This is a genomic window from Brakhagea baltica, assembly GCF_052161605.1.
Lineage (GTDB): Bacteria > Planctomycetota > Planctomycetia > Pirellulales > Pirellulaceae > JBKCUI01.
The window spans coordinates 5,315,755-5,338,057 of record NZ_CP197409.1 but is presented as its reverse complement, the minus strand read 5'-3'; the positions used below and the strand labels follow the sequence as shown (position 1 = coordinate 5,338,057).

Annotated in this window: 21 protein-coding genes and 1 pseudogene; 2 read left to right on the top strand and 20 right to left on the bottom strand. The window is 52.0% G+C overall.

Annotated features, from left to right (window positions below; translation table 11 throughout):
* Positions 1-98 precede the first annotated feature (98 nt).
* A pseudogene (hsdR, locus tag SH449x_RS20660) lies at positions 99-2,450 on the bottom strand (EcoAI/FtnUII family type I restriction enzme subunit R); the annotation flags it as partial.
* A 276-nt stretch (positions 2,451-2,726) separates the two neighbouring features.
* On the opposite strand from hsdR, the gene SH449x_RS20655 reads away from it, so the two are divergent.
* Positions 2,727-2,957 (top strand): hypothetical protein, encoded by a 231-nt coding sequence (locus SH449x_RS20655; protein ID WP_482377973.1) that lies wholly within the window; start codon positions 2,727-2,729, stop codon positions 2,955-2,957.
* A 27-nt stretch (positions 2,958-2,984) separates the two neighbouring features.
* Positions 2,985-3,254 carry a DUF1580 domain-containing protein gene (locus tag SH449x_RS20650; RefSeq protein WP_482377972.1) on the top strand — a complete coding sequence of 90 codons (270 nt, stop codon included), beginning with the start codon at positions 2,985-2,987 and terminating at the stop codon, positions 3,252-3,254.
* Between the two features lie 12 nt (positions 3,255-3,266).
* Here the strand turns inward: SH449x_RS20650 and SH449x_RS20645 are convergent, their stop codons facing one another.
* From SH449x_RS20645 to SH449x_RS20555, 19 genes are all read right to left on the bottom strand, one after another.
* Positions 3,267-3,398, bottom strand: coding sequence for a hypothetical protein (locus tag SH449x_RS20645; protein WP_482377971.1), 132 nt, complete (start codon positions 3,396-3,398; stop codon positions 3,267-3,269).
* Positions 3,399-4,056: 658 nt separating this feature from the next.
* On the bottom strand, positions 4,057-4,524 hold the full coding sequence (locus SH449x_RS20640) for a hypothetical protein (protein WP_482377970.1): 468 nt from the start codon (positions 4,522-4,524) through the stop codon (positions 4,057-4,059).
* Positions 4,521-5,525 (bottom strand): hypothetical protein, encoded by a 1,005-nt coding sequence (locus tag SH449x_RS20635; protein ID WP_482377969.1) that lies wholly within the window; start codon positions 5,523-5,525, stop codon positions 4,521-4,523. Before SH449x_RS20635 ends, SH449x_RS20640 begins: the two co-directional genes overlap by 4 nt.
* Positions 5,525-6,907, bottom strand: a complete 1,383-nt coding sequence (locus SH449x_RS20630; protein ID WP_482377968.1) for a hypothetical protein — start codon at positions 6,905-6,907, stop codon at positions 5,525-5,527. Before SH449x_RS20630 ends, SH449x_RS20635 begins: the two co-directional genes overlap by 1 nt.
* A complete protein-coding gene (locus SH449x_RS20625) occupies positions 6,907-7,914 on the bottom strand; it encodes a phage head morphogenesis protein (RefSeq protein ID WP_482377967.1) in 1,008 nt (335 codons plus the stop codon). Before SH449x_RS20625 ends, SH449x_RS20630 begins: the two co-directional genes overlap by 1 nt.
* Positions 7,914-8,339: a hypothetical protein gene (locus SH449x_RS20620; protein WP_482377966.1), complete on the bottom strand. Its 426-nt coding sequence runs from the start codon at positions 8,337-8,339 to the stop codon at positions 7,914-7,916. Before SH449x_RS20620 ends, SH449x_RS20625 begins: the two co-directional genes overlap by 1 nt.
* Entirely contained in the window at positions 8,329-11,967 is a 3,639-nt protein-coding gene (locus SH449x_RS20615; protein ID WP_482377965.1) for a phage portal protein family protein, read from the bottom strand. The genes SH449x_RS20620 and SH449x_RS20615 overlap by 11 nt, the downstream gene beginning before the upstream one ends.
* Positions 11,968-12,025: 58 nt before the next feature.
* On the bottom strand, positions 12,026-12,505 hold the full coding sequence (locus SH449x_RS20610) for a hypothetical protein (protein WP_482377964.1): 480 nt from the start codon (positions 12,503-12,505) through the stop codon (positions 12,026-12,028).
* A complete protein-coding gene (locus tag SH449x_RS20605; protein WP_482377963.1) occupies positions 12,502-14,244 on the bottom strand; it encodes a hypothetical protein in 1,743 nt (580 codons plus the stop codon). Before SH449x_RS20605 ends, SH449x_RS20610 begins: the two co-directional genes overlap by 4 nt.
* Complete coding sequence (locus SH449x_RS20600; RefSeq protein ID WP_482377962.1) at positions 14,244-15,575, bottom strand: hypothetical protein; 1,332 nt, start codon at positions 15,573-15,575, stop codon at positions 14,244-14,246. The genes SH449x_RS20605 and SH449x_RS20600 overlap by 1 nt, the downstream gene beginning before the upstream one ends.
* A 10-nt stretch (positions 15,576-15,585) precedes the next feature.
* Positions 15,586-15,921: a hypothetical protein gene (locus SH449x_RS20595; protein WP_482377961.1), complete on the bottom strand. Its 336-nt coding sequence runs from the start codon at positions 15,919-15,921 to the stop codon at positions 15,586-15,588.
* A gap of 3 nt (positions 15,922-15,924) precedes the next feature.
* On the bottom strand, positions 15,925-16,467 hold the full coding sequence (locus SH449x_RS20590) for a hypothetical protein (RefSeq protein ID WP_482377960.1): 543 nt from the start codon (positions 16,465-16,467) through the stop codon (positions 15,925-15,927).
* Positions 16,468-16,488: 21 nt separating this feature from the next.
* Complete coding sequence (locus SH449x_RS20585; protein ID WP_482377959.1) at positions 16,489-16,917, bottom strand: hypothetical protein; 429 nt, start codon at positions 16,915-16,917, stop codon at positions 16,489-16,491.
* On the bottom strand, positions 16,914-17,498 hold the full coding sequence (locus SH449x_RS20580; protein ID WP_482377958.1) for a hypothetical protein: 585 nt from the start codon (positions 17,496-17,498) through the stop codon (positions 16,914-16,916). Before SH449x_RS20580 ends, SH449x_RS20585 begins: the two co-directional genes overlap by 4 nt.
* Positions 17,495-18,307: a hypothetical protein gene (locus tag SH449x_RS20575; protein WP_482377957.1), complete on the bottom strand. Its 813-nt coding sequence runs from the start codon at positions 18,305-18,307 to the stop codon at positions 17,495-17,497. The genes SH449x_RS20580 and SH449x_RS20575 overlap by 4 nt, the downstream gene beginning before the upstream one ends.
* A complete protein-coding gene (locus SH449x_RS20570) occupies positions 18,297-18,818 on the bottom strand; it encodes a phage protein Gp36 family protein (protein ID WP_482377956.1) in 522 nt (173 codons plus the stop codon). The genes SH449x_RS20575 and SH449x_RS20570 overlap by 11 nt, the downstream gene beginning before the upstream one ends.
* Before the next feature lie 117 nt (positions 18,819-18,935).
* Complete coding sequence (locus SH449x_RS20565) at positions 18,936-20,096, bottom strand: hypothetical protein (protein ID WP_482377955.1); 1,161 nt, start codon at positions 20,094-20,096, stop codon at positions 18,936-18,938.
* A gap of 48 nt (positions 20,097-20,144) precedes the next feature.
* Entirely contained in the window at positions 20,145-20,990 is an 846-nt protein-coding gene (locus tag SH449x_RS20560; protein ID WP_482377954.1) for a hypothetical protein, read from the bottom strand.
* Positions 20,991-21,033: 43 nt separating this feature from the next.
* A complete protein-coding gene (locus SH449x_RS20555; RefSeq protein ID WP_482377953.1) occupies positions 21,034-22,218 on the bottom strand; it encodes a hypothetical protein in 1,185 nt (394 codons plus the stop codon).
* Between the last annotated feature and the right edge of the window lie 85 nt (positions 22,219-22,303).

Here is a 22,303-nt window from a genome sequence, read left to right as displayed (position 1 = left end):
AACTTCACACGGGTCTCGGCAATCTGCACTAGCAGCTTTTCATACTCGGGCAGGAGTTGATCCACATCTCCGGGGCCAGTATCGGAACTGTGCGGGTTCTTGAGATCGAGATTGAAGTTACCAGCTTTGATCGTGTCGATGGAGACTCGCCAAGCCTGCTCGTTCTCCACGCGGGCTTTGAAGCCATCTTTCTCTTTGCCCCACCATGTACGCTCAGCTTCGAACTCTTCAATACGGATCGGTTTGCTTTTGTTATAGCTCTTGGCCCCAGGTGGATACGGATGCTCGTAGTACCAGACCTCTTTCGTAGGTGTACCCTTGGTAAAGAACAGGAGACTGGTGCGGATACCGGTGTAGGGATTGAATACGCCGTTGGGTAGACGGACGATGGTGTGAAGATTGCATTCGGTGAGGAGGGCTTCCTTGATGCGAGTCTTGACTCCTTCGCCGAAGAGAGTGCCGTCGGGCAAAACAAGTCCGGCGCGACCGCCGGGCTTGAGGATCTTCATGATCAGTACCAGGAAAAGATCTGCGGTTTCGCGGGTGCGGAACTCGGCGGGGAAGTTGGACTCGATGCCGTCCTCCTCCATGCCACCGAAGGGCGGGTTGGTGGCGACGATGTCCACTCGTTCTTTCGGCCCCCAGTCGCGCAAAGGGCGGGCCAGTGTATTGTCGTGGCGCACGTTGGACGGGACATCAATGCCGTGCAAAAGAAGATTGGTGAGGCACAGAATGTGTGGCAAGTGTTTCTTTTCGATCCCTGCGAAGCAACTCTGAATGGTTCGCTCGTCGGCCTCGGTTTTAGCCTGCTTACGAAGATGGCGGATCAGTGCAGTGATAAAGCCACCGGTCCCCGTGGCAGGATCCAAAAAGCTTTCACCGAGCCGTGGATTGAGTCGGTCGATAATAAACTCGGTCGGAGCGCGTGGCGTGTAGAACTCCCCTGCATTGCCCGCGGACTGGAGGTCTTTGAGTAGCTTCTCGTAGATATCGCCGAAAATCTGGCGGTCATTGGAAACGTTGAAATCGATGCAGTTGATCTTGTTGATGACTTGACGCATCAACGTACCGTTCTTCATGTAATTGTTGGCATCGTCAAATGCCATACGAATGAGCCCTCCAATTTTGTCACTCCCTCCGTTGAGGGACTTTAGTTTGGGGAGGAGGCTATTGTTGACAAAGTCGAGGAGCGATTCCCCGGTGATTCCTTCATCATCGACGGCCCAATTGGACCATCGAAGCTGTTTGGGGAGTGGCGATCGATAGTTGTCTTGAATGACCGCCATTTCTTTTTCCCGGTCCTCGATGATCTGACCATGTTTATCGGTCTGCCCCACTTCAGGTCTCCAACCGTCGAGATCTCGGTCGATGCCGATGCGAACGACTTTGTAGGGAGCTAGAAACCCGTCGGATATACCTTGACGTAGCGAGTATGTATAAATCGGGTCACCAAAGTACTCGATGTTGGAGATCTCTTTCGTTTCCTTAGGTGTTGCCGTCAGCCCGATTTGCGTTGCTGACGAGAAGTACTCCAGGGCTTTACGCCAAGCCGCGTCGTCGGCTGCGCTGCAACGGTGACATTCATCGACAACCACCAGATCGAAGAAGTCAGGGGAGAATTGCTTGTAGATGTTTTGTTCTTCTTCCGTACCGGTGACAGCTTGGTAGAGACAAAGGTAGATCTCAAAGGCCTTGTCGACGGTTCGGTGCGTGATCTTCGTCATGGCTTGGCCGAAGGGCTTGAAGTCATTGGTCTTGGTTTGGTCGGCCAAGATGTTGCGATCGACCAGGAAGAGAATGCGTTTCTTGGCCCCCGACTTCCACAAACGCCAGATGATCTGAAAAGCGGTGTAGGTCTTGCCTGTACCTGTGGCCATCACGAGCAGGATACGATTCTCACCGCGAGCAATGGCATCGACGGTGCGGTTGATAGCGATGAGTTGATAGTAACGTGGTGATTTGCGTGACCCATCGTCATAGTAGTCTTGGGTGGTGACTTTCTGTTGGTTTGCGGTCCAGCCTTTGGCGGCGCAGTAGCGAGACCGGAGTTCCTCAGGCGATGGGAATTGATCGAGCGGAATCTCGCGAGTGACGGTGCCGGTAGTCACGGTACGATCATGCTCGAGAAATGCGTCTCCATTGGAGCTATACGCGAAGGGTATATCGAGGATCTCGGCATACTCCAGGGCTTGCTGCATGCCTGCACCGACGGCGTGGTTATTGTCTTTCGTTTCGACGACTGTGAGCGGGAGATTTGGTTTGTAGGATAGGATGTAGTCGGCCTTTTTCGCCTCGCCACGTTTGACTGTTTTGCCGCGTACAATGACGCGACCTTTCGTGAAGTAGACTTCTTCGCGAATTTGGGTGAGTAGATTCCACTTGTCGCCGTTCGGTCCAGTTAGTGCTGGTGTCACGAACTTGGTGCGGATATCCGCTTCGGTGAGATTTTTTTATCCATGGCGTGTCTTTCTCGGCATCGACGAAATACCTGAGCCTATCGCGTTTTTTTACGTGCGGGAATTGGGACGGGCTTGGCGGCTTTCATTAGGAACTTATCCAAATCGGTTTGCTTGCAAATCGACGACTGGTTAGTCTAGCAAACCCCGATTCCAAATGGGATAGGCACTTAATGAAAGCATTCCAAACCCAGACGAATCAGTCGAATTCAATGTGGTAATCAGGACTATTGGTTACCCTTTTCTAGCCATCGAAAGATGAACTAGGTTATGATCGAAACACGTAGGGAAGCAGACTCTCGCTGGAACAAGCTGTACAAGAAAGCGAACGAAGCGGTCGAGACGGTTGATCGAAATTACGCCGCCGGAACTAACTACCGCTCGAGGGCTTGCATCGCCCGAACTGTGTGGCGTAATTCAAGAAACTGTTTAGCGATGGCTCGCCGGTACTACGTACCCACCGAAAGAGTCGATCGACGTGATCGAGCAGTGGCTAAGTGAGTTGAAATAACATACGTGGAGGCTAGCATGGCCAAGAGGAGTGCAAGACAGACAGCGGAGCAATCCGTCATGAACGTATTGTCGGAATCAGTTGTAACATTGAAACAGGCTCAAGATTTACTGTCACAAGCAACTGGCCTCAGACCCGACAAAGCAACACTTTGTCGTTGGATTATGAGAGGCAGGCAGGGAGTTTGCTTGGAAGGCGTAAAATTGGGCAGGCAGTGGATCACAAGCACAGAGGCATTGAATCGCTTTCTCGTCGCTACTACGGAAAAAGCTCTAAGCGATGGCTAGTCGCTATTTCCTTTACGATTCCACCAACTCCAATGCCTTTTCCAGCGATCCATCGCCTTCCCCAAACCTTGTCACCTCAAGCCATTGTACAAGCTGGGATTTACGAATCTTGCGCATCCCGTTAGGCATAATTACCGACGGCATACAGCCTTCTACGACCCCAAGCCCATCAGTGTGCGAAGCAGCAAGATTTGGCGCCTGGCGAGATTGAGGCCGCTATCGACGAAGCTATTCAAAGCGCTGACGAGTAAATGCAAAGATCGCACTCGACACGAATACTATCGTTTACAGTACTGATCGCCATCCTACGTGATCAAACGCACGAATAGTACGTCCGACTTCGAAACTCTGGAGGAACAACAAGCGAGGTCAAGCCAACGGGCAGTTTCCAGGCCTTGTTATTTAACTGAAATCTCCACTTTGCCCCAGCTGCTAACCCAGCGGTCGGCTAGTTTGGGGTCGGGTTCGGTGGGTTGGAAGCAATATTCGGAAAATCTGCTCGCGGTAAGAAACACGAGAACGCGACAAGCTGGACCCAAAAAACCAAAAATACGGGTTGTTTCAGCTAGCAATGCGTTGCGAAAGAAAATCCCTCACTCTACGAGCTGGCGGGTAGCCTAAAGTTCGCAGTATGAGACGAGTACACCCGATAGGATTCGAACCTATAACCCTCGGTTCCGAAGATAGTGGTGTTTCGTTTATCAGGCGGATCAAAAAGCATGATTTTGCAGGGTTTTTCGCAACTGATCACGTTAAACTACTACCGGAATTCGTTCCAGTCAATGCCAAATCCACGCAACTACTACCATCGACTACTACCACTACTACCAAGCCAAAAGACTCGGGCTTCCTCGAGGGTCAAATCGACGTGCCCTAGCTTGGCGTTGACGGCCGATTTTAAGGCATGCTTCCACTCGAACGAAACCGGATCGCTGGGAGGATTCGCTGCTAAAAACGACTCGTAGAAGTCTTTGCAGTCGCAACCATAACGTGGGATCCGCCTTGACCAACGACACAAATCCTGCCGCGTCCTGACCTCCAAGAACAACTCTCGCCAAAGCTGCCTGCCAATGGCTCGCAATTTGTCTCGCTTGGCGATAATCTGAAGTCGTGACTCTTCATCAACAACCTGATTCTGCCCTGGACCACGCCCTGCTTCCCATTCGGCAAAAAGAACTTCGTTCGCCTTGCAGGCCGCAACTAACCGCGGTGTCTTGTTGATCTGATGCCGTTCACAGAAACCAGCAAGATCGCATGAACAGTTTGTCATATCGGTGAGATAATTATCGTGTAGGTTCCGTCATTCGTGAAATCAAATCCACAGCCACACGCAAAGTCTAAGCTAGACACATAGTACGCTCCAAATGTCCAGGTTGTCGAGCTGCATGAGTGACTGCTTGGAACCCGCGCAGAGATTCCTAACCCATCCGAATTGGTACATCCGAGCTGAATCACTAAACTCGCTGTTCCGCCGTCTTCCTCATCAGATGGACAATTGAAAATCAGCTGCCAAGTTGTGTTGCAGTGAAACTCTGTACCAGATTCCCACCTTCCATTGACTCGATTCCACCGTAGCTCAATATCTGCTGACAATCCAGACATTCGACCGGTGCCGGTAAGGGATGCGTTCAATACGGGTGGTATGTAGTTACCCTCGCATTTGCAGAGGCAACTGTCGCACTCTTCCTTTGTCGATCGATGCTGTTCGAAAACAAAATTGTCCATCGTGATCGAGTCGTCATTTGTGCTTTCTATGCCGCTCCAGTAGCCTCCGTTAATCACATCGGGATCATCGGTAACAATGGAAAGGACGCAATTCGTTACCGTGGCACACATCTCTTTCGCAGCAAATTTGACAACAATCTTCCGTGAGGTGTTTGTAAGGCCTACGATCGGTTCTGACTGATAGACTGTTTCGACTCCGCCTGAAACTCGGCCGATCGACAGGATCGAATTATTCGCTCCAAGCCGGATAAACTCGGCAAAATGATAGTTGCCTCCGTCCTTTAGATTGACCAGGACGCGATAGGCGACGCCGCTGTTTTCTACTTCGTTTACGGTCTCGCAGTAGACAACCATCGACTCATCGGGTACCGGGTGGGTAATCACGAATCTAGCTACGCCGTCCGCCACGGATAATGCGGTTTGATTGTCAATTGTCCATGCGTTGTCATAGTCCTCCCACTTCGCGCCAAGAGTAGGAGCATCGGCTCGATTGAATTCGTCTCGACCGATTTCGCAACCACCGCAGCAACACCGTCTAGTAGCCATCAGACGCAATCCCTGTAGATAGCAGTATCGGGCTCACAGCATCGATCGTCCGCTGACCAGTATTGAACCAGTTCATTGCAGTCTTTCGATAGATCCATCGTCCTGGCCCAAAGCTTGTGCGCCCATACCGTAAATCCAGTTACATCGATATCAAAAATACACCCTTTTCGATCATGGATTCTAATGCTTTCTCCAACCAAGCTAGGATCGGATGATTCAATTACAAACACGTCCGCATATTTCAATCCGACTAATGGTAGATTAGTCTCTGTTCCAACTCCTGTAGCTATTCCGGTTACGGATCCGCTGTCGCCGCCCAAGTAGACTGATACGGGTGGAGTTGGCCACGGGATCTCTTTCTGTAGCTTGTTCTGGAATCGGGTCGATGTTTCTCCGTTCTCGTACCAAAACCTAGCATGCGTTAAGCCTGCCGTGATTTCTTGCTCGACTATCCCTTGAAAGATCTGATCCAGCGGCGATTCGAGTACCGCGTACCATGCCTGAGCGAGAGGAACCAAACCGGCGATCTTGGGATGGAAATGCTGAATGACAACTTTTTTCGGCTGTCCTGCCGCGGTCGAATGCTCATCCCATGCCAATTGCGTGATCGGTGAGGTTTGCTCTTTCGCATCCCACTTCAGCAGCTCCACCTCCAGGGGCTGTTCGATCTCGGGAGAGAAATCCCACTTGAGCCGCTTGTCTGCGATCGCGGTATCAATTCCGCTCCGACTGCCAGCCGATTGCAGGTTTGCCGTCGTAGCTGTACCGGTTCCCAGCTCGTAGACATAGGCCAGCCCTTTTAAGGCGAGCAGCTTTTCAATCGCACTCGCGAGACTCTCGTTTTGGAAGACGATGTTTGTGGGGATCGAGCTATCGGTTATTGAGACTGTTGGAGCGTCTGGAGATAATGCGAATAGCTCTTCGAAGATCTCACCGAGCGTCCAGGGAGAACCGCCGTTCGTGGTCGACTCCTCGAAAATAAAATCGTCCGAATCCTCATCGAGCACTTCGATGATAACGTTGAACCGCCTCTGGACCATGACGTCTGAGAGCAGCTTTCGGGCATCCTTTAGCGTCACCTCGACAACTGTGTGATCCATGCCGTCGGGAACTCGGGAGTGGACGGGATAGTAGTCTTTGAACTCGTATGAATCTTCTTCGGTCCATTCGTCATCCGAGAAGACCCATTTCCTGACCGTGATCGTTAATGGTCCTTCATCCCCCATGATTTCCGATGCGATCTCGTCACGGAACAGTAACACGGCTTTCCCTGGATAGGTGCCTCGTTCGGTCTCGATGAAGGTTCGGGCTCCTCGAAAATCGTCGGGGTTCAACGATCGATGTTCCAAAATCTCCCATGTGTAGGAAATCATGTCTGCCATTACGCCACCATTGCCCCGTAGCGACCACGGAAACCAAACCCGGGTTCTGGCTCGAATGGAATGTAATTGAGTCGATGCTCTGGCCTTTCGGGAGGCCTGCCCGACTCGAGCCACGCAATCGCCTCTCGTACGCCAGCCGCCGCCGCTTGCTCCACTGTCATGAGTTGAACGCCGCATCGGCAGTTGTAACCGTTTGGGGGCGTCCAGTAGTCCCAAAACGGATCGTCTCTGCGGTAGATGTTCGTTCCGCTTAATCCGAGCGATTCTAAAGCTAAGTGATTGCTGCGAACTCTCGCGTCGTGAATCGCTAGATAAGCTTGATAGGGGAAGGCCTCCATCACGAGCGGATCGCGAGCAATGGTCTCTCTGCCGTCTCGAAAGGCCGCTTGAACGTTGGTTCGGTAGACTGTTTCAATTCGAGCATCGCCTAGGCCTGATTTCCCTAGGATTTCTCCGACCCGATTTCTGAAGCCATCGAGTGAAGTACCTGTTGAGAGATCCTGAATCAACTCATCTCGTACTTTCTCAATCGTATCGAGGGTAATTTCCCCCGTGATCATGAACGCGTTTTGTTGAGCAACATCGGTTGCACGATCCCATTGTTCACGGGAAATGATATTCCGTTCCGAAAGCCTCTCCATCGCATTGAGAATGATGGAAAACCTTGGTTCCGGCTCTGGGGAATCCTGGTTTTCATCCTGAAACCAATTGGGCGGGTTGCGATCGGATCGAATGCCCGTAGAGAACTCTCGAAGCAGCCAATCCGGAAATTGCTTTGCAACCTGGTCTACGCCAAGAATCCAGCTCGAAAGCTTAGAAGCCGCCAAATGGGACATCAACATGGGGCGATAGGCATCAACAGCCCGTTGAATCAACGTCGGAACCGCATTTGGCATCAAAATGCTGGACTTAGTGAGCGTTGAGGCTATGTCGTTCTGGACTAACGCGTAAAGCGATTGAGCCTCAAACAGCGATTGCTGTAGGAGCGATTCCGAGAGTGCGACCATTAATCATCCTTTGTCAAATCGATCGGAGGTTTATTTGGCATCGCCATCATTTCACGGTGCCCCTTGGCTACCCTGGCCGCTTGTTCGTCCGTTAATCGGAATTGCGGATCACCACGGTAGACCTCCTCCTGTGGTTTTGTTTCCTCGGGAGCTTCCTCTTGTTCAATCTCCTCCTCTTTAACTTCCGGCGCAGGATCGCCCGTAAATCGAACGCCAGCTTTTTTTGCTGCCTCCATTCTTAGCGCATGTTTTTCCTCAAGCTCTGCCAAACGCCCTTTTTGACGCTCGGTCATCGGTTCTTCGAGTTCGATCATCTCGCGTAGTTGATCGAGATTGATTGAATCAATCAGAGCTTGATCCTCTTCAGAAAGCCCGACTTGAGTTGTGAGTGGAAAACGGTTGCTGTCCGCAAGTTTAAGTTCCATCGCTTGTGCCCTTTGTTTTATCGACCCATTGTTGCCCCATGAGCCCAATCGCTACATCATCCGGTATTTCACCAGACCTAAGCTTATTGGCCAGATCGAGCTCCATTGTGGTCTTGAATTCGCCTAATTTGCGATCCTCTTCTTCAATGCGAGCTTCAAGATACTTGATCGCTTCATCTCTATCTTTGATCAGTCGTGTCTCGCCTCTATCACTTGTATTATCGATTACCGATGTGTCAATATCCTTTCTTCTTTTCAACAATTCTAAAGTTGCTTTTCTTGATTCGATGTTCGCTTCCATTGCAATCGATAGGGGAACCGTTCTCGGCATATCCCCGCGTTTCAATGCGTTCATCGCCCTCCCAATCACACCACCCATTGCACCCGAGACTCCGCGATCAATGAACACATGTTGTGGAGTGAAGCCGGAGGATATTGCCTCGTCGAGCTTCTTTTCGAGTTTTGGATAGCTTGCGGAAGCCTGATCGAGAACGAGAGGGTACTCCTTAACGTCGAAGTGGTTCTTGGTCGCCGTTCCCTTTCCGGATCCACCACCGCCAGCCAAGATCAACATGCGACCATTGCCTTTGCCTTTGGTCTCCTTCAAAGCCTCTTTGTAGAGTCGGTTGTTTAGTTCCGCGCTCGCTTCGTGAACCTCATGGGCGTTTGTTCCACGGTACTGAGGGAATTGCGTTCTCCAGTCGTCCGTGTTTAAGACAACACCCTCGAGTTTCCCATCGTTTCCAATTCGACCATAGTTCTTGAGGTAAGCCTTTTTGTGTTCTGGCCAATTGCGTTGAGCGTTCCGTATTGTGGCTTTTTCCACGAACTCGCCCGTTCGATCGTCTCGGCTCCATTTGTCCCCCTGCCAAACTAATCCGGACTCCAGGTTTCGATCGCCGGTCTTTTGTACCCCTAGAGAAGCCCGAACCGCCCCAAGAGTTTGTTCCTTGATCGCGTCCCGTTCTTTCTTTGTTTTGGCGGATGCAAGAGCCGCCGCTTGGGATTGAATCGCCTCGCTGACGGAACCACGGATCCTCGACTGACGGTCGAAATCTGATACTGCACTTTCCGCCGCATCGGCTCGTCTCGCGTTCTCGTCGACTGCAAGAACGTTCCCTGCATCGGTAACCCGCTCTGCGCGTCGTTTGTTGGCGACCGCCCGGTAATCGTTCGCCTCCTGTTGCAGCAATCGAGAAACGTGAGCCTCGAGCTCTACCTCCTGATCAAACGTGGATTGCTCTTCCTCAAAGGCTCCGAACAGATCGAATCCTGTCTGCGTTACCGATCCTGCAGAAGCCATCTTGCGAGCAGCGGTTTCGATCTCGCGATTGGTCCACTCGCGTTGATCGTTCGATTCCCGATCCTCCAGCTTTTTGAAAAGCTTTTGCTGGAACTCCGGATCCTTTAAGTGACGCGCAACAGCGATCGCTTTATCTTCGTCGAGCCGCCCCTCGGTGACCAACTGGAATGGCTTGTCCGCCAGATCTTTCAAAATGGCCGCATCGGCTGCCACCTTGCCGGTCATCGAAATCCCGGCTTCCTTCAGGTGCTCGAGGTCTTTTCCTGAGTCTCGTAGATACTTGGCCGCATCAATTGCAGAGCCACGCCCCTCGGCGATATTTGCCAAGGCTCCTCGAGCGCGTGCCTCCTGAGCAGATTCCGCCTGGATGTAGCGAACGTTGATCTGGCCTGCGTTTAGGCGCGTCGCGAGTTCGTGTCGGTGGTGACCGTTTACTACGAAATCCTGTCCGGTTTCGGGATCTCGCCAAACGAGAAGAGCACCTGCTAGTTCGGGATTCCATTTGCCTACTCCCTTGAGCTCAGCCGTTACACCCGTATCGTCAACGCCCTTTACCTTGTACTGGAATCGTTTGGGATCGACCTTCAGGCTGTCAACCGGAACCGTGTAGACGTCTTGGTTGTCGGGATTCTTGGGAGTCGCATCATCGCGTTTCTTGGATTCGACTGGCTTTCCATGCAATCGCTCGGCAATCTTGGCCACAAGAGACGGCTTGGCCCCTCCGGCTTTGATATTGTTCTCTCGCTGGAGCTCTCGCAGCTGCTTGGTTGTTAGAATCGAAAGGTGCGATGAAATCTCCCTCAGTGCTGATTCGGTTCGCTCTCCCTGCAGGGCGGTTTGGATCTTGTCCTTAGCAGCCGCAACCGCTTGGGGGCTGTTCTTTTCGATGAATCGACCATCTGGCCCACGAGGGTGATCGATCGCGTTCCAAGTGCCCATCCGCTTGACCGGTTTCGCATAGGCCTTCTCAAACATCGCCTCCGCATCATCACCGAAGATGCTTTGCAGAATCTCCGCGATCGCCTCCGCAGATAGATTCGGATCGATGTCCTGTTCGTCAACGCGAACCGTACTCATCAATCGAGAGGGAATTTGAATAGGAGCATTCCCGGGTTGGCCTGGCTGTTGTGGCTGTGGTTGACCTGGCTGGAATCCACCCGCTCCCGATTGCTGTTCCATCGCCACCAATTCCAATGGCTTGAAGCAAAGATCGAAGTCCAGTGCCTTGCCCCAGTTAAGCATCACGAGCGGTTCTAAGGTGAGTCGTAGATCACGGAATATCTGCGTGACCCACGAATCTAAGCCGGAATAAAAGGCCGCGAGTGTTACCCGCTTTCCTGCCCAGCCGCCTACACCGTCCGAGCTGATCACATCGTCGGGAATCTCCATGCCGATGCGGATCTCATCATCGAGATCTTTGGGGAACTGCAAAATGTGAGCAGGATTGCTTGAAACCGTTGCGTCCTGGATTTCCCATTTTGCATTGCCCATCCCATCCTTAGTTGTGGGGTAGGTTACCGTTCCGCCTGCGGCGCGTTGTTCAGCGATCTGAATAGCGAGATCGCGAGCTGCGATTGGAGAATCATGCCCGTCGATGTAAACCGATTCCTCCGGATATCCGATTTTCATTCCCCCGTACGCGTCCTTATGCATGTACAAACGCCGCGTATCGAGTGCTGCCCCATCGAGCCACTTATCGGCCCAAGGTGAATAGGCTCCCAGTAGGACCGATGTGCCGTAGTCTTCGCCAGCATCCGGATTAAAAGTGTGAAACCAACAATAGGGGAAAGGAAGGTTCGCCTCGCCACAGTTCGCGATCCTCTTGACTCGGATCCCGTAGCGATCTCCATGATCCTTCAGTAGCAACACATCGGAAGCGTGTCTCGGTAGCAGTCGATCGATCTCAATAAGATTGTGCTCAGACAGTCTTAGCGTGACCTCTCCGGCGCTCCAGCCCCACGTCTGCGCTTTGAGGATTTCGGGTAGATAGTTGGTCCAGATTGTTTGTACCTGTCGTTGCACCCAAGCGGCTACAGCGGGGTTTCTGGCTTTTACTCCATTGATCCAAATTGGCTTTCCGTTGGAATCGAATCCCTTTTGGTAGGCAAGCTGCACGTTGTGGATAGGTGCCTGTCGCATCGCCAGACATAGGCGAACCTGCGGATCCAAGAGCATCGAATAGATGGTATCGAAACTGAATGGCGGAAGATCTCGTGGTTGTTGAAACCACGAGCGCACCATAGGCCGGTAGCCTTTCGTGACCGGTGTGGTAGGTTGGTCCGAAGTTGGCCGTCTTGTGAACAGAGATTTGATTTTTTGCAACATCGGTTCTTCCTCGTGAGAATCACCAAACGTCGCAGTTTCGCAACCGACAATATATCAACTATTTTGGATTCTTAGATGCCTTTTGCAGATACAGCTTAAAGGATTCCGTTTGTCGCTTCCTGGCTAGGTTCTCATCGTCGAAGGCCTGAAGGAACAACTGGTAGACTCGCTCAAAATCGGTCGGATCGTACTTGCCATCCTCAATAGTCTTTTGTGCCCTGACTCGAGGAAGGTTTTCTCGCAATGCTATGATTTGTTCATCGCTCAATTCGAATGCATTGATTCCAAACCAATACGCGATATCCGCTCGAATGCGGTTCCTTTGGGCGATCTGGTCTAACCAGGCATCAAGGAAAGTCCAAACCTGCCACGCTTCGCTTACCGTTTGAACTCCGACCGATTTCGCAAATGTGGAGAGTGTTTGCGGATCGAATAGGAGCCACTGCCCTTTGAGCATGAGCGTTCGCAGCTTATCCCTGGTTTCCTCTGCCTTCAGAACGTCCAGCTTGATCTCATTGTCATCAATATGAAGCTTCATTCGTCATCCTCGGGTTCTCCTTCTTCGTCCACGATTTCTTCCGCTTCCTCATTCGTGAGCTTTTGGGCATCCGAGCCAGTAATCTTGCTAGGACGTTGTTTGAGACGATAAGGAACGATCCAAAACGCCCGATAGAGGGGTTGGCCAAACAGATAACCAACTAGTTGCGACTGGAATTTCATCTTGCCAGCGGGGATCAACGTTAAATCGCCCACCGTAATTTTGCCGGGAGGTGGGATCTTGTAGAAAACCCGCTCCGCCCCTCCAATCCAATAGATAATCATGCTACCTGCGTAGCTTTCAATCCATCGCTCAATGCCAGCCTCATCGGATGCTTCAAAGGTTGCATCCTCTTTCGATGCATCAAACGTCGCGTAACTCAATCCGTTTGGTCCCAAGGTGACCGACGCGCTCGATTTCGCCTCCTCGTGATATTTGAAGTGTGCCTCAAAATGCACCCAACTGTTCTGAGGTAAAGGGCAAGCGTTGTAGAACGGTGATAGTGCGGTAGGCGTGTTGAAAAGCGTATTCGATTGTCCCGAATGATTCCGAGGGTTACCATCGTCGCAAAGATCAACGATCCGATCGTCTTCATGGTTGTGCTTTAACGCCGCGATACCATAGTCCTCGTTCAAATTCTGAAACGGACCTAACACGCGAATCGAATCATGCCAATCCGGCCAGTTAAACCCGAGCGGTTGAAACAGACCGGAAAATCCCATTAAGGAAACGATGTTCACATTCCCTGATCCGTAAGTTGTGTAACGTAGATTGAAGGAAAACTGATTGCTGAATAAGTCTTCTTCTACGTCAAGACTCTCGTTCAAGGTTAGGAAACCCGTCGAGTTCACATATGCCAGTCTAGAATCCACAATCGACCGAAAGATGTACCAAGCTGTCACGCGAGGAACGAGCGGACTTAGGGTTATTTGCGCGGAGATGGTGTTTGATGATGTGGACATGTTGCGACGCGTGATTCCCACCCGATGTTTGGCCTGAATATCAATCACATTGGGTGGAAACGGGTTGGCCGTTCGCTTCTCGGTATCCACGATCACGAAGTCCGCTCTTCGTTTGTTGGTGGAAACGCTCCAAGAGATCTCTCGCAAAAAGTTTTGAGGCTTTTGGAATCGGACATAGCCCCGGTAATCATCAACGCTATCGGGAATCTGCCGATTGTTGCGAGTCATCGTAATTTCGATGTAACCCGTGATTCTGCGGGTTGTGTAGCCGCTCGCGTCGATATCGTATTGAATCGAATAGTTAAAGGTCTTTACGCCCGTGACTCTCGGTGTCGTTACTCCATCGCATACGGGAATCGTCGTTTCGCATTCCCAGACCACTTCTGCAGATGCCGTGTTCCCGACGGGAAGCCATTGCAGAACCCGAGGCTTGGGACCTCCCGAGATGTCCTTTAGGGGTGAGCCCGAGGAAGGGCTGTTGATATCGATGTAGCTGGGAGTCGGTCCGAATCCATCATGCTTGAAAATTAGTTGCTTCCCAGGTTTGGAAAGCTTTTGCCGAATGGGGTGCATCACTGGCCCAGCATAGAAACTGCTATCGGTGTGCACGTTTCCAGGTGACGAAGGTTCTGCCGCGATGAATGTCTTAGCACGAATCTGAAAAGTCGTGCCAACAACGGTGGTTTCCGCCTCGTCGTACTCGTAGCGTTCGGTAACCTCGTACGAAGTCAGCTCGTTGAATTCATAATCGTTATAAATGATGGCAGCGTTAGGCATCAGGGCATTCCTCCGCCCATCGGGGGTGGATTCGGAGGTGGCATGTTAGGAAAGTTTTGCTGCAAGAATGCCGCCAGTTGCTGATCAAACGGATTGTTGTTCCCGTGAAGAGGTGGCAGGCCTGCGAAATCTCGCATCGACTGCTGAACCTTAGTCGTTGCAATCAAGAAATTCTGTGCTGCTGCAAAATCGTCAGTCAAATCCTTGGTCAGAGCTGCCTTGATGAGCCCTAACGCTGCAACAGCCTGAGCTCCCATATCTATTCCTACTGACATGCCGTCGACGATTTTCGTCAGAGCAGGCTCAGCCTTGATGAGTACCTGAAGAATCTGCGTCCACAGCTTTTCTGTACTATCTTGAAATCGCGTATTGGCATTTTCTAGCCGTCCGAGTTGGGGACCGATCGCTCGAGCACGATCGACCATGTTGATAGTCGTGTTGGCTTGTGCTCTCGCTCGAGCTGCTGAGATCTGACCAGAGAATCCCTCTAACTCATCAGCAACGGTTTTGAACCTCCGATGTAACGCGTAGGTGGCACCGACCAGTGCGACGAATGCCGCCACCGTTACCGCAACGGGAGCAGCGACCGCAGCCACTCCCGCCACGGCCGCTCCCCCAGCCCCCGCCGCCGCCCCTCCGGCTCCAGCTCCCGCAGATGCCCCAGCCGAACCGGCTGCGCCTGCGCTAGCTGCCCCTGATGCCGCTCCCCTCAATCCCAGAGCGCTTGCAGTTTGAGTTAGCCAAGCCCCTCCTCGTGATTTGACCGCCTGCCCGATCTTGCTTGCTGCCAATCGTTTCGCAAACTTACTGTTGCCCACCTTGCGAGCGATCGCAGTAACAGACGATTTCGCGCGTGCAGCCATTCTGCGCACGGTTGGATTCTGCCAAACCTTCGATCGACGAACTCGTTGGAACACAGATTGAGCCCGTTTCGGTAAACGTTGTTCGATTGCGTCGAGGATCTGCTCGGTGGCGGATCTGGTCTGCGTCGAATTCTGTGCGCCTGGTTGCTTTTCGTCCGGCTTGGCTCGCTTTCCCCATTCCTGGATCGCGATCTCGAGGCGGCGTGTAAATTCCTCCATCGAATCAATCGTAATCGCTTCCGAGGTGCGAGCCTCCGAAGCCACTTCACCCGGCTTGACCGAAGCAGAATCTACTTTTCGTGGGTCGGTTTCAACAGTGGCTAGCGATTGCGTCGAACGCGCAACGCGTGAGCTAGCCACCGTTGGAATATCGGGATTGTGAGCGGTCGGGAGTTGATTGGCTGGCGATAGACTTGACGATGTATCCGAAGATCCATCGACCAATCGAATGACCATTTCAGCGGCCATGGATCCACCTCTATGTGGCTAAGATGGAGTTGATTTGGGAATTGACGGATGCGGATAACTGCACGAACTGAGTGTTGACGATCTCGTAGACCGCAAAGGCTGCATCCACCGTGCAGTTATGCAATCCAAGTTCATGCAAACTAGCCGCGAAGGACTGCAAGAAATCTGGGGTGGGACTGACAACCTTATCATCACCCAGCTTGCGAAGTCCGTACTTCGTTTCGAGATCTTCAGCCGTCAACTTGACCGTCAGGATGTCATACTCCCAACGGAATACTCCCTTCGAAGTCTGGACCTCAAAAGCTCGCTTTCCGTTGTCGAGCTTCAGAACGGGAACCGATTCCATGGCTTAGGTCTCCGTTCCGAATTCGCCACCCAACGTGAACGTTTCGCCCTGGATCCACTGGGAGGGATAGTGACGGAACATTACGGGGATGTCTCGCAGATTGCTGTTAAAGGCCTGTCGGATTTGCTGACCATCGGCTGCAACCGTTCTCGGAAGTGTGCGCGTTAGAGGTGTGATGGAAGCCTTGCCCGAGACTCCGTTTTGGTTGATCACGGAAGCGGTCAAAAGCGACGTTGCAACCAAGGAACGTGCAATCCCATGCTTTACATCCATCAGGCCTACGAAGCCACCATGAAGCGACGTTGCAGCGTTTGCCCCTTGGTATGGGTGCATGATGTCATGCATGGCCGCCGCATCCGCCTCGAGAAACGTTACCATCGACGTTAAACCGGTCCCTCGATAGATTCCCTCTTGGGGAGCATCTCCAAACCAATCGCCGCTTATCAAGCGTTTGAAGATCTCTTGGCGAAACTCGATTCCGTTCTCCGTTTGGCCACAAACTTTCCCATTGAAGACCAGCAAATAAGAACCTGCTATGAACGACATGATTGTTAACTCCTACCCTCTTTAGGTGTGTAATTGGATGCCCGAGCGAGCAGGCGCGTTGATTTTGTTTGCTTCGATCAAGCAATCGACACAGTTACAGACCGATCGATCGTCCGTACCAACCTCGTGATTGGTGAGTGTCGAGATCCCCTGTCGTTTTGATTTGGTATCGCAAGCGATTCGGTACCGTAAGCCGCCCACTCCCTCAAACGGTCCCATGCGATCGCGAATCATCAGATGAACCTTCGCCTTAATGCCAACCATCGGAGGTTTGCACGCGCCGCATTTCGGACATGGCGAAAGGGAGTGTTCGATTTCCCATTCGAACTCCTCGCCGTTTTCCGCGCATTCAGGATTCGCGCAGAACGCGAACTGCTTTTGTTTGCTCGATCGTTCATCGGGGATGACGACTCCACTTGCATTGGGATTGAAAGGAACTGGCTTGATCATTCGGACCTGTGAATCGGAGGAGTTTGTATGGCGTGTTGCATGCGACGGCATCGACCAAAGTAAGCCGATCGAGCCATCGCGGTGTAGGGAGTGGTTCCGTTGAGTGATACTTTGCTCGCGTCATAGGTCTCGGTCGAAACCATGCGAGGCTTGGCGTCGACTCTGGTTAGTCTCAACAGCTCCGTAAAAGGATCGGCACCTGGTACCTGTTGCTCCATGTAGTGATTGGTGAGGGAAAACAGGTCCAGTTGCCAATCCAAGACCTTGATAATTTGAGTAAGTAGCCTATTGATTCCATCCAATTGGTTCAGGAAAATCGATCGCCTGCGATCTCGAGGAACTGCGGTGGAACGAATCAGAACCAAGACTTGAACCGCGTGCAGCGAATCATGAACTCCCTCAGCTCTCTGATGATTTGGCCCTGGATCGCATCCCGCTGGGATGACCGCCACGTAACGATCCTTTGCGATCGCGGGAATCTGTTCGTCGTATTCGCAATCGCATTCGAATTCGGATAGCTGGAGCTTTCCCCGGATCGTATCGCGGACCGCCTCGAGAAGTGCAACTTCGCCGTCTATCATGCTGCCGCCCCCCCGCTTCGATCAAAGTAGTACCGAAGAGCCGTTGGTAAGATCCTTACCACCGTAGATTCCCAGCGTGCCTGCCATGCGCTAGGAATCTCTTTTGGTAAGAATGGTCGCGTGCGGTTCTGATGGTCCGCGTAGGCCACATTCGACCCAACAACGATCCCATCCGATAGAGCACGAAAGATCTGTTGATCACCCCCTTCCCCGGTTGGTGGTTGATAATCCGATCCGTCAGGCAAAATTGTTCCAGGACTGAGCGAGCGAATAAGAATACCAGTATCTTGCAGCATATCGACTTGCCGATTGCCGTAGACCTCGAGCTTGGTTTTTGCCCCTTCCGATTTGATCACGTTCCATGCATGCCCTGCGGCGATTTGCTTCGCCTTGGCAATGTCGTAGCGAGCTGCCATCGCTGCCAGTGTTTGCGAGTAGACTTTGTTCCATCGCTTTTGTTGCTGGGCAGTAAGGATTCCGCCCTTCCCCCCAACGCCTCTGGAATGACGGCGATCGAGCCCAGCCGCTTTCTTCAAAGCCGCTTTTTCGCCTTTTCCGAATCGTCGACCATACGCCAAATACGCCGGTGACAACGGAGGCCATTTCACTCCATCCTCACCGACTCCGCCCGCAGATTTGCGAAGGAAGTCCGCTTGGATGTCGGTTAAGGCCTGGAAGCCCAGAACGTAAAATACGCTTCGAGCGATCTGGAAATGGTCCGGATGTCGCCCCGTGAGTATCGCGACAAACGTGCGTAAGGCCTGTCTCGCTTGCTCGCTCTTCCCCTCAAATACAATCTCAGTAGACACGGCCGTCCCTCGCATATCCCGCAACATTGCGATGGAGAGGAGTGATTACCGGTGAGCTGGATCCTTGCTTGACGCGGATCTTTCTGGCCGAATGGCGTCGATCGACCACTAGATTTGACATGACCGGCGCAAAGCTCTTACCAACCAAGAGATTGCCATCTTCGTCATAGAGTGACATTTGCCCATTGGCGATTTGATCGAGCAGTCCATCCTTGTCGACGATTTCCCGGTATCGCATCTCGATCGATTCAGGAATCGGATTTCCTCGTCGCGTGCAGAGAGTACGAATAGCGACGATGGTTGCGAATTCGCGAATGACGGGAACGGTTGCCAGCGCCACTAGCGTGAACAGCTTCGCAAGCTTTCCGCCCACAAATCCCGTGGCAAAGACAATACACGAGTTGATAAGATTCGCATCCTCGAAACCGTCATTGTTGTGATCAGAAAACGCAACGATACCCGCTTGACTTAAAGCGTCTTGCATTTCTTGCGAAGAAGTCAGGGGAGTCATAATGTTTTCCTGGTTGGATAAAAAGCAAGCCGTTGAGGAGCACTACAACGGCTTGCGTGCCAATGTCGGTTGCGAAACTGCGACGGTTGGCTATGGATCAAAAAGTGCGATCGCTGACTAGAAAATCAAATCAGCAAACGCAATCGCGGTGGGGACGTGAATCACAGGCATCGCGTTATCGAGGAAGTAAACCTCAGTAGCAGTTGGGTTGCTCTTCTTGACGTACCAAGACGAGAATCCGGTGCGAAGCGTTTCTGGACCTCCATCGAATTCGGCTACAGGTTCCGAGCCTTCGTAAATTGCGACCGTACCATCATCTGGCTCGAAGCCGCAGAAGATACCCTTACCGGCTGGAACAATCTGCTGTTCGCCATCATCGAGAACAACGTGTTCGTCGGTGATGTAGAACGTTGCTTGCGGTTGGCTGACGATCTTTGCGATCTTCACGTTCTTCATGGTTACAGCAACTTTGTTGTTGATGTCCACTTTGAGCGTTTCGAAGGGAGGATTCGCGATACCAGCCAGGCCTCGGATCTGATCGTTTCCGATGATCGCGGACCAAACGTTCCCCGGCAGGATGCCTGCTCGCAGAGCTCCACCGCAGAGCTTTTGGAAGCCCGTATTGATGCCGTCCAGGTGATCATTGATCTTGGTGCCTGCATTCGCCCATGTCGCGGAAATGATGTTTCCCGCTCCGAGCATATTGAGTTGCCCGAGGTTTCCGGCTGGAATCTGGTTCGATACTTCTTGGCCGGTAGTAAACGACCAGTTCACATCTTCGCCCACCTTTCTAGCTTTCAAAACGGACCGTAGCGAGCCGATCAAAGCTGCTTTCCGCCAGTTAGCAGCCTGTTGAGCTTTGACTCGAGTCTGCATCTCGATCATGCGCCGCCCCATCAAGTCACGTTGAGCAGGATCGCTGATCAGACCAAGATTATGAAACGTTTCCGCTAAGAGCCTGATCGAGTCGTACATGCGAGGATAGGTAAACGGGACGGTCTTAACGTCCTGCAAACCTGATTGTGCAGCCGCTGTTCCCGGTGCACGTCCCTTTGCCACGGTTCGGCTGTTGTTGAAAACGTTGAAAGCTCCATTTCGGCCATGGCCAAAGTTCAGAACGTTCACCCCCTTGGCAATGTCGTTTTCCGAGTCGAAAAGCGGATCTGATGTATCGGCACCGTGATTGACACCGAACAAATTGAGGAGCCACTCCGAAACAGCCGCTTGTTGGCTGATAACGTTGGTGAGGACTTGTGGAGCTAACAGTGGAAAGTACATAATCGATTCTCTTTCTTTTCTTCAATTCCTTGAATTCAAATCTGAAAACTACGGAACGAGTTCGTAGCTCAACAAAACATCAACGTGGGTTGCGGTGGCGAGATTGGATCCCGTTTTCGCGATCGAAATAGGGGTATTCGCATCGTTTGGAGCGAATGACAAGCCACCGTTTAGGATCGCAGCATTAGCAGCCCCAGCACGCAACAGAGTGTGCTGAGTTAGCCCTGCAACAGCCGCCGCCAAAAGATTGACGGACGAAGCCGATTGAGTCCCTCGAATGTCCACACTGGTTGCAGTCGCTGCATTACCACCAATCGCGATCAGTGCAACATCAATCATCCGGTAACGCATCCCAGGAACAGCTGGGAGCAACTCGAATCCAGCGTTGACCTGTGCAGTCGTAACGCGAGTTCGCAGAGCTTGAACCGTGGAAACCTGTGGGAATTGGATTTCATCATCCAACAGGAACCGGCCTCGCAGCTGTCGACGGATCGCAGCTTCATCAGCATGCCCGATGACCGAAACGCCCTTGTAAAACAAGTTCTTGGTCTTAAGGGGAGCCTTGATCACCACGGGAGCGAATGCCTTCACCGATCGTCCAATGCCATCGATCAGAGGCGTTTCCTCCTTCATAGGACCGATCAGGCTTTGAGTACCATCAACTGCCGCAACATCGAACTCCTTCAGCTCGCCGGTTGCGATCACTCGCCCCATCAATAATCCGGGACGAAGCACTTTTGGCATGTTCGAACCAGCATCCGCAGCATCCGAAGACACGTAGAAATCCATGTCAATCAACTCGGAGCGAGTGCCGCCCCAGATGAATTGATTGGACTGCGATGAAGCGGATGCACCAATGCCGGGAGCCGCGAATCCCAAGTTCGATAACGTCATGATTTAACCTCGATAATCCCTAAATGAACTGGATTGTTGAACACTACGACCGGCGCAGCATTTCCTTTTTCTGTTGCTTCAACGCGTCGACATCCGTTGGAGGATTATTCGCCCACGTCTTTTTTGGATTGGCGGTACTAAGCCGCTTGATCTTTTCCGATGGATCCCAGCATGCCCCTTCGGGAATCGATTCACGAGACTCGATAAAATCGCCAAGTCGACCCGTCTGAATACTGCCGTCCGTGCCGAGACTCATTCGCTGCACGCCGAACGCCTTGGTTTTCTCCGCATGTTCCGCTGGAGTCATCCGACCGGTTTGGAGCAAGTTGTCTAAGCGACTCTTGATCTTTGCTTTCTCCTCGGTGAGGATTCGCTCCTCGAGTTGCTTAACTCGCGTGCTCATGGTTGCGACTGCGGGAGAAACGGGTTCAGGATTACCTGGATCAACCACTTCGTTTGGGTTCTCTTCTTCAGCGGTCTGAGCTGCTGCAGTCATCAAAGCTGTATTCAGTCGATCGAGAAAGTTTTCGGTGTTTGTGTCCGCTGGTAGAGCGATCTTTAATTGAGACAGGCCGGAGATAACCGACGAAAGCATGCTCGAAGATTCGGGAATCGTTGGCTCCTCAGAGGGATTCGATTCGGCATTCGTTTCTTCGTCGATCGGTTGTGATTCTGGATCCATATTTGCCTCCGTGGAAAGCCGGTAAACGTTGTTTGGTTTGGTAGCCATGCGAATGATCGATGGAGCCCTGCGACTCGTTGACATCGCCATTACGGCTGGCTGAAACGGTTTTTGCGAATAATCAACAGGCAGATCAACCAGATCGACGGAGCCAATAATGTCTGAGTAGGTTTGCCCATGGCCATCTGTCCATTCGTCGAACAATACCGGTGAAATAAAAACTGCATTCGATTCCACCGCTTCTGTTGCCGTCTTAGTTAAGGTTTCAACGGTGATCTCTGCGGACCGCCCATCCTGTGAAACTCGAAAGTCAACTAAATGACCAGCTGTGTCTTTCGCGGATGGTTGCGTTGACAGTCGCTTGATGGGCTGCAAGTTCTCGATGTCTGTTAGGTCAGCATGATTCCAACGCATTGGGATTTGATACCCAGCAGCTTGAACCTTTTTAACCGCACTTTGCCAATGCATAAGCCGATCGGGAGTAACCTCGATTGTTCCTTCGGGGCTCTCATACGTTCCGAGCTCTAGCATTGATTTCTTGAACACACCCATGCACCAAAAGCTACCTTGGCAATCAACCATCGCAAGCGATTTGGAAGTTTTGGAAAAAATGGAAAAAGATTCCCCGTTT